The organism is Rhodobacter viridis (assembly GCF_003217355.1).
GTDB lineage: Bacteria > Pseudomonadota > Alphaproteobacteria > Rhodobacterales > Rhodobacteraceae > Rhodobacter > Rhodobacter viridis.
The window spans coordinates 233151-245146 of sequence record NZ_QJTK01000001.1 but is presented as its reverse complement, the minus strand read 5'-3'; the positions used below and the strand labels follow the sequence as shown (position 1 = coordinate 245146).

The window sequence follows — 11996 nt, the reverse complement described above, 5'->3', positions numbered from 1 at the left end:
CGGAAACAGGCTCAGGCGGCCTCAGCCCTCGGGCCGGGCCGCCGCGCGTTTTTCGCGTCGCTCGGTCTTGTCCGCCTGCCGCGCCATCCGCGCCGCCCGGCGTTCCTCGCCCTTGAGCTTGCCTTCCTTGCCCGGCTTCGTGCCGGGCTTGTCCTTGCGCCGCCGCGCACCGTTGTCGGCCTCGGGCAACTCGCGCCGGGCGCCGCGCGCCAGCGGCTCGAACGTGAGCTTGCCGCTCAGCGCATCTTCGAACAGATGCACGCCCGCCTGAATGTCGGCCTCGGACATCGCCGGGATCTCGGTGCCTTCGGGCAGGAAGCCGCCCGCGACCAGCGCGCGCCCCAGCGCGGGCAGATCAAGCTGACCGACCGAATGCCGATCCGCGCGCTTGCGGTCCGAGCGCACCCAATCCTGTTCGATCACGTCGATCACCAGCGGCGCCTGCCCGGTGAAGGCGGTCAGATGGGTGACGATGCTGTCGGACACGTCACTGACCCGGCGGCGGATCATCGCCACCTGCTGATCGCGGCGCCCCACCATCGCCACCATATGCAGCGCCGAGCCGTCGAGCGCCACCACCTGCCGCGCCGCCTTGTAATGGGCGATCTGCGCTTCAAGGCTGTGTTTCTGCGGGTGGAAAATCTCGTAGCCAGCGGCAGCCAGCGCCGCCTCGATCCGGTCCTCGCCCAGCACGCCACCCCGACTGGCGCCCAGCGCGGACCGGGAAATGTAAAGCTTTTCCGCCCCTTGCGGCGCGATATCGCGCGCGAAGCGGGACTGGAAGAAGGCGCGGAACGGCTCGGTCCCGGCTGCAATCGCGCCAAGGCCGAAGCCCTGTCCGGGCACTTCCAGACATTCGACCCGCGTCGGCTGTGCAAGAATGCGGATCGGCACGTCGATCCCCAGAAGATCGAAGAAAAGCCGCTGGAACGGCTGCAGCTTCAGCTCGCCCGCGACCTCGAGCGTCTCGCGCTTGACGGTGAAGACGAGACCATCGACCGCCCCCTTCAGCGCATCGAGCGCCCAGAGCCGCGGCGTGCTTTCAACGAGAAAATGGCCGAAGTGATTGAGCAGGACACCGGCCCAGATCCAGCGCCCGGGCAACGCGGCCAAGGGCTCGGGGCGCGGCTCCGGCTCGACCATCAGGCGACGGCCGCGCCAAAGCACCCCCTCATGCACATAGGCGCCGTCGGCGTCGAAGATGCCCATCGGCTGCACCATGTCGGACACGGTCGCGGGCACGACCAGCGCCTGCGGCACGGTCACGATCTTCGTGGACCAGCCACCAAGCGGCTGCGGGGCGCTGCAAGGATCGTCTTCGTGGGCAACCATCTGACCCCCCGCGGTTACTTCGTGACCTTGGTCGGCTTGCGAATCGTCGTCGGCGCCTGCCGGATCTTCGAAAAGATCGGGTAATCTGCAGCGGCAAAAGCCTCGGCATCGACGCTTTCAAAGGCATCGTAGAACCGCCCGACGCCATAGGGCACCAGATCGACCGAGGTCCATTCGGCCAGAATCGCCTCGTAATTGTCGCGCAGCACGGTATTCGTCGGATCAAGGTTCGAGACGAACACCAGCCCGGTCGGACGGCAGTTCAGCACCGTCAGCTCCAGATCCGGGCGATATTTGCGCAAGATCGGGATCAGCTTCCAGACATCGCCCGTCCACGGTCCCTTCGGCAGGTTCTTCAGATCGCGCGTCAGCATCTTTTCGTTGAAGGGCACACAGTCATGCAGCGCAATCACCCCGTTCGGGTCCGAAAGTGCCTCGGTGTTCATGAAGTCGCGCAGCAGGAATTCAAAGAGATGCATCCCGTCAAGGAACGACAGCGACAGCTTGATCCCCATGCGTTCAAGCATGCCGGAGGCAAAGAAATCGTCGCTCGTCTGCTGGAAGATGAACAGCTGCGGCTTGGCGCCGATGATGTTCGCCTCGGCCTTGAAGAAGGGATCCACCGCAATCGTCTTGCCCGTCACCGGCGCGAAACTGCGCCCGGCGCGGCAGCCGATCTCCATATACCAGTCAAAGACCATGCGGCTGTGCAGATCGTCCAGAAACAGGCTGTATTTCTGCCCCGGATTGCGGCGAAATCCCACCGGTTTGCCTGACTCGTCCATGCTGCCCACCCTCTTGTTTTCTGCTTTCGCATTCTATCCGCTCCCCATGGCTTGGCAAGGAGAGCGCCCTTGGCCCGGTGAAACCACGGGCATTGGCCGAAACGGCAGCGATTTTCGGGCAATTTCCGGGCATCCCCAGATGCGCGACAATTTTGGATCGCTGTTGACCCATGCACAACAATCGCCCGAACCGCCGGGCAAAGTTGCCGCCGCGCCCAGCCCTTGTTTGAAAACTGGCGCGGCCCTGATAAGACAGGGAAAAACCCGGAGTGCAGATGGTGGGATCGACGGTCGTCGCGCGGCAGATGCAGACAAGCCCCTTCGAGGGCGGCCCCGAGGGGTTGCGACTGCTCGACGCCGTGATCTGGCCCGAGCTGCGCAACGGCCGTCCGGGGCGCACGCTGCGGCTCTTTTTCGCCCATCCCGCCTTTGCCGGGCAGATTGCCGCCATTTCCCCCGCGGGAGGGATCGAGGTGATCGACCGGCGCGAAGTGGCGGGCGGCCTGATGGTGCATGGTCGCGCCGCGCCGGAAGGCCCGCTGGTGCTTGGTTTATGCCCCGAGGCGCAGCGCCCGGTGAAGGTCGAGGGCGAGAGCGACGCCCCCGCCGCCGTCGAGGCGCCGCAAGGCCCGGTGCTGCCGGTCGAGATCGCCCCCGCCGTGGCCGAGACCGATCTCTTCGCGGGCAAGTTCTGTCTTTTCGCGCAACGGCTTGAGGAAAGCGCGCTCTGCATCGCCGATTGGCTGAGCTGGCATCACGACCTGCACGGGGCCGAGGCGGCGCTGATCCTTGACCGCTCGCCGCCCGACAGCGCTTCCCTGCATGGCGCCGATCTGGCAGCGGCAGTGGCGCGCGCGCTTGAGGCGCGCGAGATGGCGATGACCGTCGTCGTGCTGCACTCCCCCGTGCCTCTGGGCAAACCCGACCACGGGCCGGAGAACCATCCCTTCCACGCCCCCGACGCGCCCGGCAAGGACCGGATGGAGGTGCCGCCGAACGACCCGTGGCGGGCGCCGCTCGGTCAGGGGATCGTTCTGGAACTGGCGAAATGGCGCTTCCTCGCCCGCGCCCGCGTCGTCTTGCAGCTGGACGTGACCGACATCCTGCAACCACGCCCCGAAGGCGCCCCCTCGGCCTTCGAGGCCTGTCTGGCTGCCCCCACCGGCATGGTCACGCTCGTCGGGCGGCGCATCTATCCGTGGCGGGTGCGCGCGGGGGCCGAAACGCGGTTTTCCGATCACCTGTGCCGGCAATTCGATGCGACGCGCGGCATTGCCCGCTGGGGTGTCGCGCCCGGCAAGACCGGCCTTGACGCGACGTGGCGGCTTCTGCGCATCGCCTATACGAAGCCCGATCCGGCGAGCCTCTTTCCGTTCTGGCGGGCGATGGGACTGCGGGTGCCGGGACGGGCGGCCTCGGAACTGGCGCCGAAAACCTCGTTGATCGAAGACCCCGAACTGTTGCAGGCCGCAACCGGGATCTGGGGCGCGAAACCGATCCGCCCGCCGATCTCGAAACCGCGCCCCGCGCCCCAACGCGCCACCGAGGCCGGACGCACCTGCATCGTCACCACGATGAAGAACGAGGGTCCGTTCATCCTCGAATGGATCGCCTATCACCGCGCCATCGGCGTTGATGATTTCCTGATCTACACCAATGACTGCACCGACGGCACCGACACGATGCTCGACCTGCTGCAAAGGAAGGGGATCTGCCAGCACCGCGACAACCCGTTTCGGACGATGGACATGCCGCCCCAGCACGCGGCCTTGGAAAGCGCCGAGAAAGAGCCGCTGATTCAGAATTGCGGCTGGGCGATCTGCATGGATGTCGATGAATTCATCGACGTGAAGATCGGCGACGGCACGTTGCGCGCTTTGTATGAGGCGATGGGCGAGGCGAACATGATCGCCCTCACCTGGCGGCTTTTCGGCAATTGCGACGTGCACGGCTACGAAGACCGCTTCCTGATCGAGCAATTCACCACCTGCGCCCCCGAGATCGTGCGCAAGCCGCATCAGGCCTGGGGGTTCAAGACGCTGTTTCGCAACATCGACATCTACAAGAAGCTGGGCGTGCACCGGCCGAAGGGGCTGTTGCCCGACCTCTGGGATCAGGTGATCTGGCTGAACGGATCGGGCAAGCCGATGCCGCGCGAGATGTATCGCAACGGCTGGCGCTCGACCGCGACGACCTATGGCTATGACTGGGTGCAGCTCAACCATTACGCCGTGCGCTCGGCCGAAAGCTTTCTGGTCAAGCGCGACCGCGGCCGGGTGAACCATGTCGATCGCGATCAGGGGCTGAATTACTGGTTCCGGATGAACCACAACGCGGTGGAAGATCGCTCGATCCAGCGGATGATCCCGCAAGCCCGGGCCGAGTTCGACCGGCTTCTGGCCGATCCGGAAATCCGCGCCGCGCATGAGTTTTCCGTCGCCGCGCATCGGGCAAAGATCGCGGAGCTGCGCGCGACCGAGGCTTACGCGAATTTCTACGCCGAGCTGTGTTCGGAGCGGTTCGAGAAGCTCTCGCGTATTCTCCATGTCTTCGGCTCGGCCGTGTTCAACGCCGGTCCCGGGGTGATCCCGGTCGACATGCCGCTCGACAACCTGCCGCCCGGCTTCTTCTTCACCGTCGAGCACGAGGGCGAGGCAAACCACTGATGCGCGCGCTGGCCATCCTGACGGTGAAGAACGAGGCGGCGTTCCTGCTCGAATGGCTCGCCCATCACCGCGCCGTGGGCTTCACAGATTTTCTGGTGTTTTCGAACGATTGCAGCGATGGCACCGATGCGCTTCTGGACCGGCTGCAGGCGATGGGAGAACTGACCCATGTCCGCAACCCGGGGCCATGGCGCGAGGGGCCGCAATGGGCGGCATTGAAGCTAGCCGACAAACACCCGCTCACCCGCGCCGCCGATTGGATTCTGGTCGCGGATATCGACGAATTCGTCAACATCCATGCGGGCGACGGCACGCTTTCGGCGCTTTGGACCGCGCTGCCACAGGCCACCGCCATCGCGCTGACCTGGCGGCTTTTCGGCAATGCGGGCGTGGTCGATTTTCGCGATGCCCCGGTGACCGCGCAATTCACCCGTGCCGCGCCCCCGGGCATGACCTGGCCCTGGCGCGCAAGCCTGATCAAGACGCTCTTTCGCAACGATGGCGTCTACGGCAAGCTGGGCGTGCACCGCCCCCGCGCGCCGGATCATGACCGGCTGAAGCAGGCGGTCTGGGTCGATGGCAGCGGCCGGGCGCTGCCCGAGACCTACCGCACCGGGCGGCTCTTCACGCCGCTGGGCGAGGACCCCTGGCAGCTCGTGCAGCTCAATCACTACGCGCTTGGGTCGATGCAGGGCTATGTGCTCAAATGCGACCGCGGCCGGGCGAATCGCGAGGCCTCGACCTTCGATCTGAGCTACTGGGTCGAGCGCAATTTCTGCGACATCGAAGATCGCAGCATCGCCCGCTATGCCCCCGCCACCGCCGAAGCGATCACCCGGCTGCGCGCCGATCCCGAGGTCGACCGGCTGCACCGCGCGGGCGTCGTCTGGCGGCAGAGACGCTTTGCCGACCTGATGGCCGAGGAACCCTTCCGCGCGCTTTTCGGGCGGCTGATGCTGACGCCGCCCTCGCGCCCGTTGCCCGCCCCGCTGGCGGCGCGGATGCAGGCGCTCGGCCTTGCGGCCGCAGCGAAGTCGGCGCCAGTGTAAACTGCATGGAAACAAAGCGCCCCGCAAAACGGCACTGACGCGCGATCCGTTACAATCCGACACATTTTCCCGGCCTCCCTGCATTTCCGACAGGCTGGAGCAATGATAGATTAACCTTGTTCAGGTCACTCTCTTGCAGCGATGCGCGGGAGGGCTGCAATGGACGCGGGAAAACTGGAAACCAAAGCCATGCGGGATCTCAGCGACAGCGACTGGCTGCACCATATCGAGGAACTCGGCGATCTCGAGGGCTATTGCGAGCCGCTCGGTCAAGCGCATTCGGTGCTCTTTGCCGATCGCGGCCCGGTGCTTCTGGTCAGCTTCGAGATTCGCGCCGCGATCCGCGCCCGGTCGGAGGAACAGTTGCCAATCGGCTTTTCCATTGCCGAGGCAAATGGCCATTCCAGCCTGACGATCATCGGTCATGACGAAAGCTGGTTTCGCGATCCGAGGGTCTATGCCTATTTCGACCGTCTCGTGGACGAGGCGTTCTTCGAAGATTTCGACCGCGTCGTGTTTTACGGCGCGGGCAGCTGCGGCTATGCGGCGGCGGCCTATTCCGTGACGGCCCCCGGGGCGACGGTGATCATGCTTGCCCCGCAGGCCACGCTCGAGGCGCGGCTGACCGCCTGGGACGACCGCTTCCGGCGGCGGCGGCGGCAGAATTTCACCGATCGCTACGGCTTTGCCCCCGACATGCTTGACGGGGCCGGGGCTGCCTATGTGATCTACGATCCGCTGATCGCCGAAGACGCGATGCACGCCGCGCTGATGGCGCGTCCGCATGTGACGCTGCTGCCCTGCCGCAATCTGGGCAGCACGCCCGAAACCGCGCTGGCCGAGATCGACGCGATCGAACCGTTGCTGGCGCAGGCTTGCGCGGGCACGTTCACGGCGTCGGCATTCTGGCGACTCTGGCGCGGACGGCGCAATGCGACGCGCTATCTGCGCCGGTTGGCGGGCTATCTCGACAGCTCCGGCCGCCCCTGGCTCGAGGCGCTCCTGTGCCGCAATGTGGTGACACGCCTCGGCGGTCCGCGGTTCCGCAACCGTCTGGTCGCGCTCGAGGATCAGCTGGAAAAATCGGGCCATCCCCTGCCCGGACCCGCAGTGGGGCGCACCCCGGCCTGAGGCTGGGCGAACCTCAGGTGCCGGGTCTCAGACCGCGGCCACCACGGAATCGCTGTCTTCCTCGGCGGTCTCGTCATCATGCGGGCGGAAGACATGCGTCGTGACCTGACGGCGGATGATGCCACGCGCCACCTGATCCAGGATCACATCGTCGGGCGCGAAGAGCGGCGCGGGGGTGAAGGCTTCGAAGACCGCGGTGGTATCGAGCCCGAGCGCGCGCAGCGCCTGCATCAGCGCTTCATCGGCCCGCACCAGCAGCCGTTCCGCCTCGATCTGGCAGGGCGCCCGGAATTGTCCCACGCAAAGCGCCGCCAAAACCAGATCACCGCGCACTTCGGTCAGGGTTTCCTGCGACATCGCCCGCTCCTTCCGCAATCTTCATCGCGGCCAGTATCGACCGCGCGCGAGCCCCGCGCAAGAGGATTGGCCGCCGCAGGGGGGCTCAGTAGCAGTAGCGGTCGCGGAAGACGTGCGGCACGATCTCCTCGCGGGTGATGTGATGCAGCGCCAGTTCGGCATCCGACATCGCGCGCAGGCGCGACACCTCGCGCAGACGCGCGCCGGTTTCAAGCACATCAACGAGCCCCTCGCCCAAGGCCGCGGGGAGACGGCTCAGACGCGTGGCGATGCCCTTGAACGGTGTCTTGGCCGGCGCGTCGTGCAGTTCGACAAAAGTCATGGAAACCTCCTGACAGGGTGACAGAATGTTTCCTCCCATCGCGGCACCATAGGGGGCGGGCCGAGGCCCGACAATCGCGATTGCCGAAACCCCGCCCTGCGTTTTCTGCAACGCAGCGTGAGCCGCCGCGCGCCTCAGCAGCGATAGGCCTTGGCCGAAAGCTGATAGACCGGCTCGCCCGGGATCACCGGATCGAAGACGACGGTGTTGGCGCCGTCGCCCTTCGCCATGTCGAGGATCTTGTTGCGGGCGTAGCGCTCTGCCTCGTGCCCGACGAGCGGGCCATAAAGCCCGGGCTCGTTGGTGATCGTGCTTGTCATCCTGCACTGCATCACCTCGGCCGAGGTGGCGATGCGCACTTCGGGCACGCCGCGAAAGCCCGGGTCGTTGCAGCCCGCAAGGGCGGTGGCGGCGGCAAGGCCCGCCAAAGCGATGAACCGTGTCGTCATATGTCTCTCCATCCTCCCCCGAGGCCCCTGCAGGGTGACGCATGGGGAAGCCGCCGTCCAGAGCCCCGCGGTCACATCAGCGCGAAGCCGCCTGCGCCGCTTGGCACTGGAAATGCCGGACCCGATTGTGTATCGGAAGCCATGACCCGCATCACCCTTCCCCGCCCCGATGATTGGCACCTGCATCTGCGCGACGGCGCGATGCTTTCGGGTGTCCTGCCCGAAACCACGCGCCATTTCGCCCGCGCCATCGTGATGCCCAATCTGGTGCCGCCGGTGGTGACCGGGGCCGAGGCTGCGGCCTATCGCGACCGCATCCTGGTCGCGATGCCCGAAGGCGCGACCTTCGACCCCTTGATGACGCTTTACCTGACCGAGACCACCGATCCGGCCGATGTCGCGGCGGCGGCGGCTTCGGGGCTGGTGAAAGCGGTGAAGCTTTACCCGGCCGGGGCGACGACGAATTCGCATTCGGGCGTGCGCGACTTCGACAAGGTCCGCGGCGTGCTGGAAAAAATGGCCGAGATCGGCCTGCCCCTTTGCGTGCATGGCGAGGTCGTCGATCCCGCCGTCGACATCTTCGACCGCGAGGCGGTGTTCATCGAGACCGTCCTTGATCCGATCCGCCGCGCGACCCCCGGCCTGCGCGTGGTGATGGAACATATCACCACGAAGGACGGCGTGGACTATGCCCGCTCGCAAGGCGACGATCTGGGCGCGACGATCACCACGCATCACCTGATCATCAACCGCAACCACATTCTGGTTGGCGGCATCAAGCCGCATTACTACTGCCTGCCGGTGGCGAAACGCGAACATCACCGCCTTGCCCTGCGCGCAGCGGCGACCAGCGGCGAGGCACGGTTCTTCCTTGGCACCGATTCCGCGCCGCATGTCGACCCGCTGAAGGAATGTGCCTGCGGCTGCGCGGGCTGCTTCACCGCGACGAACACGATGAGCCTTCTCGCCCATGTCTTCGAGGAAGAGGGCAAGCTCGCCAATCTCGCCGCCTTCGCCTCGGAAAACGGGCCGCGTTTCTATCGCCTGCCGGTGAACAAAGAAACGCTGACGCTCGAAAAGACCGCCAGCGCCGCGACCTGGCCCGCCAAGATCGAGACCGGCGCCGGTCCCGTCACCGTCTTCGACCCGGGTTTCCCGGTCTTCTGGCACGCAATCGACTGATCCTTCTTCTTGGCCCAAATACGCTCTTTTCCACCCGCGCACACGGCGCCACGGTCGAAAAGAGGCGTATTTGAGCCAGGAAAAACAGCATGAGGACACGCACATGATCCCCTCCTCCTATCCCGCCAAGGAAGAAATCGCCCGCCTGACCGCGCGGATGCTTCTGGAAATCAAGGCGGTGCATTTCAACGCCGAGACGCCCTTCACGCTGGCTTCGGGCCTGCCCTCGCCGACCTATATCGACTGCCGCAAGCTGATCAGCTACCCGCGCATCCGCTCGACGCTGATGGATTTCCTTGCTGTCACCGTGCTGCGCGATGCGGGCTTCGAGGCGTTTGACAACATCGCCGGCGGCGAAACCGCGGGGATTCCCTTCGCCGCGATGGTGGCCGAGCGGCTGGCGCTGCCGATGACCTATGTACGCAAGAAGCCCAAGGGCTACGGCCGCAATGCCCGGATCGAGGGCGCGATGACCGAGGGCCAGCGCGTGCTGCTGGTCGAGGATCTGACCACCGATGGCGGCTCGAAACTGAGCTTCGTCGATGCGATCCGCGAAACCGGCGCCTCCTGCGCCCATACCGCGGTGATTTTCTACTATGGCATCTTCCCGGAAACCGTGCCGACGCTTGCCGCGCATGGGGTGCAATTGCACCACCTCTGCACCTGGTGGGACGTGCTGGCCGAGGCCCGCGCGCAGGGCGCGTTTGACGCCGCGACCCTGAACGAGGTCGAGGCGTTTCTCAGCGCCCCGCGCGCCTGGCAGGACGCCCACAAGAAGGCCTGAGATTTCCGGGGACAACCCCGGGGATACGGCTGTGGATGAATTGGGGACAGGTCACGGCGACTCGCGCAGGCCGGTTTCTTTGCACCGTATCTTGGGGTTGCCGCTGTGTTTTCACCTATGAATGCGCTAAGCTGGGCCATCCCGCCCGGCTTATCCCCAGGCTTATCCGATCCCGCGCTCGGGTATGCTTTCTTCCCATCTCCCGTTAGAAGACCCCCCGGGTGTTGGGTCACGAGGCAGAAATGAACACGCTTGCACCGATCAAATCCGACCTGCCTGCCCTTCCCGAAGAGGAAGCGCTGCCGCATAACATCGAGGCGGAACAGCAGCTTCTGGGGCTGATCCTGACGAACAACGACGTCATGGACCGCATCGCTTCGGTGGTGCGGGCCGAGCATTTCTTCGAACCCGTGCACCGCACGATTTTCGAAGTGGCGGCGGCGCGGATTCAAAAGAACGCGCTCGCCTCGCCGGTGACGCTCAAGGCCTATCTGGAGGACGACGAGGGGCTCAAGGCGCTTGGCGGCGCCACCTATCTGGCGCGTCTGGCCGGGGCGGCGATCTCGTCCTATGCGGCGCGCGACTATGCGCAGATGATCCATGACCTTGCGCTGCGGCGCGAGTTGATCCGGCTGGGCAAGGATCTGTCTGCCTCGGCGCAGAAGGTCGAGGTCGGGCTGGAACCCGAAGACCTGATCGTGAAAACCGAGGGCGCGCTTTACAAGCTTGCAGAATCGGGCACGGCGGACAAGGGATTTGTGAGCTTTCTCAAGGCTGTGACCGAGGCCGTGCAATCGGCCAACGCCGCTTACCAGCGCGAGGGCGGGCTCGCGGGCGTCTCGACCGGCCTGCGCGATCTCGACCGCAAGCTGGGCGGTCTGCACCCCTCCGACCTTCTGATCCTGGCCGGTCGTCCCTCGATGGGGAAGACCTCGCTCGCCACCAACATCGCCTTCAACATCGCCAAGGCCTACAAGCGCGGGATGCGCCATGACGGCACCGAAGGCGCGGTCGAGGGCGGCGTCGTCGGCTTCTTCTCGCTCGAAATGAGCGCCGAGCAGCTCGCCGCGCGGGTGCTTTCGGAAGCCTCGGAAGTGCCTTCGGAACAGATCCGCCGCGGCGACATGACCGAGGCCGAGTTCCGCCGCTTCGTCGAGGCGGCGAAGGCGCTCGAAACCTGCCCGCTTTACATCGACGACACCCCCGCCCTGCCAATTTCGCAGGTGGCGGCGCGCTGTCGGCGGCTCAAGCGCACGCATGGGCTCGACGTGGTGATCGTCGACTACCTGCAGCTTTTGCGCGGTTCCGGGCGGACCGACAACCGGGTGCAGGAAATCGGCGAGATCTCGATGGGCCTGAAGGCGATTGCGAAAGAGCTGAACATTCCGGTGATGGCGCTGTCGCAGCTCAGCCGGACGGTGGAAAGCCGCGAAGACAAGCGGCCCCAGCTGTCGGACCTGCGCGAATCGGGCTCGATCGAACAGGACGCCGACGTGGTGATGTTCGTCTATCGCGATGAATATTACCACGAACGCCTGAAGCCGCCGGAAGACGATCCGAAATTCGCCGAATGGATGCAAAAGGCCGAGCGCGTGCATGGCAAGGCCGAGGTGATCCTCGGCAAGCAGCGCCACGGACCGATCGGCACCGTCGAAGTCGCGTTTGAAAGCCGCTTCACCCGGTTCTCGGACCTGGCCCGGCCCTGGCAGGGCGATGGTTCGGACGGGTTCTGAGCCAAAGCCGGGGGCTTCGCGCCCCCGGACCCCCGCGGGATATTTGTGGCAAGATAAAGGGAAACCTTTGGTTTTATCTTGCGACAAATATCCCGGGGGGAGTCCGCTTGCGGACGGGGGGCAGAGCCCCCCTGCCACATCTGCCGCAGGCGCATCCGCTCACGGATGTTTGCGCTTGACCTTCTGCCCCTCAGGCTCAAGAAAAC

Annotated in this window: 11 protein-coding genes; 6 read left to right on the top strand and 5 right to left on the bottom strand. The window is 65.5% G+C overall.

All coding sequences use genetic code 11. The features are described 5' to 3' along the window. Nucleotides 1-21 precede the first annotated feature (21 nt). Nucleotides 22-1332: a glycosyltransferase family 61 protein gene (locus tag C8J30_RS01155; protein WP_110803895.1), complete on the bottom strand. Its 1311-nt coding sequence runs from the start codon at nucleotides 1330-1332 to the stop codon at nucleotides 22-24. A 14-nt stretch (nucleotides 1333-1346) separates the two neighbouring features. Next, nucleotides 1347-2117 (bottom strand): class I SAM-dependent methyltransferase, encoded by a 771-nt coding sequence (locus tag C8J30_RS01150; protein ID WP_110803894.1) that lies wholly within the window; start codon nucleotides 2115-2117, stop codon nucleotides 1347-1349. Nucleotides 2118-2392: 275 nt separating this feature from the next. Between C8J30_RS01150 and C8J30_RS01145 the strand changes: the two genes are divergently transcribed. The 3 genes from C8J30_RS01145 (at nucleotide 2393) to C8J30_RS01135 (ending at nucleotide 6963) form a co-directional block, all read left to right on the top strand. Next, nucleotides 2393-4783: a glycosyltransferase family 2 protein gene (locus C8J30_RS01145; RefSeq protein ID WP_110804267.1), complete on the top strand. Its 2391-nt coding sequence runs from the start codon at nucleotides 2393-2395 to the stop codon at nucleotides 4781-4783. Then, the gene (locus C8J30_RS01140; RefSeq protein WP_110803893.1) at nucleotides 4783-5832 is read left to right on the top strand and encodes a glycosyltransferase family 2 protein; all 1050 of its coding nucleotides are present in this window, start codon (nucleotides 4783-4785) and stop codon (nucleotides 5830-5832) included. The genes C8J30_RS01145 and C8J30_RS01140 overlap by 1 nt, the downstream gene beginning before the upstream one ends. 189 nt (nucleotides 5833-6021) lie before the next feature. Continuing rightward, a complete protein-coding gene (locus tag C8J30_RS01135) occupies nucleotides 6022-6963 on the top strand; it encodes a phosphoadenosine phosphosulfate reductase (protein WP_220033683.1) in 942 nt (313 codons plus the stop codon). A 27-nt stretch (nucleotides 6964-6990) separates the two neighbouring features. On the opposite strand, the gene C8J30_RS01130 is transcribed toward C8J30_RS01135, so the two are convergent. The 3 genes from C8J30_RS01130 to C8J30_RS01120 all read right to left on the bottom strand — a co-directional run bounded on the left by C8J30_RS01130 (nucleotide 6991) and on the right by C8J30_RS01120 (nucleotide 8091). Further along, on the bottom strand, nucleotides 6991-7320 hold the full coding sequence (locus C8J30_RS01130) for an urease accessory protein UreE C-terminal domain-containing protein (RefSeq protein WP_110803892.1): 330 nt from the start codon (nucleotides 7318-7320) through the stop codon (nucleotides 6991-6993). Nucleotides 7321-7405: 85 nt separating this feature from the next. Beyond that, nucleotides 7406-7642, bottom strand: a complete 237-nt coding sequence (locus tag C8J30_RS01125) for a DUF1127 domain-containing protein (protein WP_245909677.1) — start codon at nucleotides 7640-7642, stop codon at nucleotides 7406-7408. 134 nt (nucleotides 7643-7776) lie between these two features. Beyond that, the gene (locus C8J30_RS01120; RefSeq protein ID WP_146227842.1) at nucleotides 7777-8091 is read right to left on the bottom strand and encodes a hypothetical protein; all 315 of its coding nucleotides are present in this window, start codon (nucleotides 8089-8091) and stop codon (nucleotides 7777-7779) included. A 141-nt stretch (nucleotides 8092-8232) separates the two neighbouring features. On the opposite strand from C8J30_RS01120, the gene pyrC reads away from it, so the two are divergent. From pyrC to C8J30_RS01105, 3 genes are all read left to right on the top strand, one after another. Next, nucleotides 8233-9273, top strand: a complete 1041-nt coding sequence (pyrC, locus tag C8J30_RS01115) for a dihydroorotase (protein ID WP_110803890.1) — start codon at nucleotides 8233-8235, stop codon at nucleotides 9271-9273. A 103-nt stretch (nucleotides 9274-9376) separates the two neighbouring features. Continuing rightward, complete coding sequence (locus tag C8J30_RS01110; RefSeq protein WP_110803889.1) at nucleotides 9377-10057, top strand: orotate phosphoribosyltransferase; 681 nt, start codon at nucleotides 9377-9379, stop codon at nucleotides 10055-10057. Nucleotides 10058-10299: 242 nt separating this feature from the next. After that, entirely contained in the window at nucleotides 10300-11790 is a 1491-nt protein-coding gene (locus C8J30_RS01105; RefSeq protein WP_110803888.1) for a replicative DNA helicase, read from the top strand. The last annotated feature ends 206 nt before the right edge of the window (nucleotides 11791-11996 follow it).

Coding starts and splice junctions, on each gene's coding strand:
- C8J30_RS01155 (WP_110803895.1), bottom strand. CDS start 1,332: ATGGTTGCCCACGAAGACGATCCTTGCAGCGCCCCGCAGCCGCTTGGT.
- C8J30_RS01150 (WP_110803894.1), bottom strand. CDS start 2,117: ATGGACGAGTCAGGCAAACCGGTGGGATTTCGCCGCAATCCGGGGCAG.
- C8J30_RS01145 (WP_110804267.1), top strand. CDS start 2,393: ATGGTGGGATCGACGGTCGTCGCGCGGCAGATGCAGACAAGCCCCTTC.
- C8J30_RS01140 (WP_110803893.1), top strand. CDS start 4,783: ATGCGCGCGCTGGCCATCCTGACGGTGAAGAACGAGGCGGCGTTCCTG.
- C8J30_RS01135 (WP_220033683.1), top strand. CDS start 6,022: ATGCGGGATCTCAGCGACAGCGACTGGCTGCACCATATCGAGGAACTC.
- C8J30_RS01130 (WP_110803892.1), bottom strand. CDS start 7,320: ATGTCGCAGGAAACCCTGACCGAAGTGCGCGGTGATCTGGTTTTGGCG.
- C8J30_RS01125 (WP_245909677.1), bottom strand. CDS start 7,642: ATGACTTTTGTCGAACTGCACGACGCGCCGGCCAAGACACCGTTCAAG.
- C8J30_RS01120 (WP_146227842.1), bottom strand. CDS start 8,091: ATGACGACACGGTTCATCGCTTTGGCGGGCCTTGCCGCCGCCACCGCC.
- pyrC (WP_110803890.1), top strand. CDS start 8,233: ATGACCCGCATCACCCTTCCCCGCCCCGATGATTGGCACCTGCATCTG.
- C8J30_RS01110 (WP_110803889.1), top strand. CDS start 9,377: ATGATCCCCTCCTCCTATCCCGCCAAGGAAGAAATCGCCCGCCTGACC.
- C8J30_RS01105 (WP_110803888.1), top strand. CDS start 10,300: ATGAACACGCTTGCACCGATCAAATCCGACCTGCCTGCCCTTCCCGAA.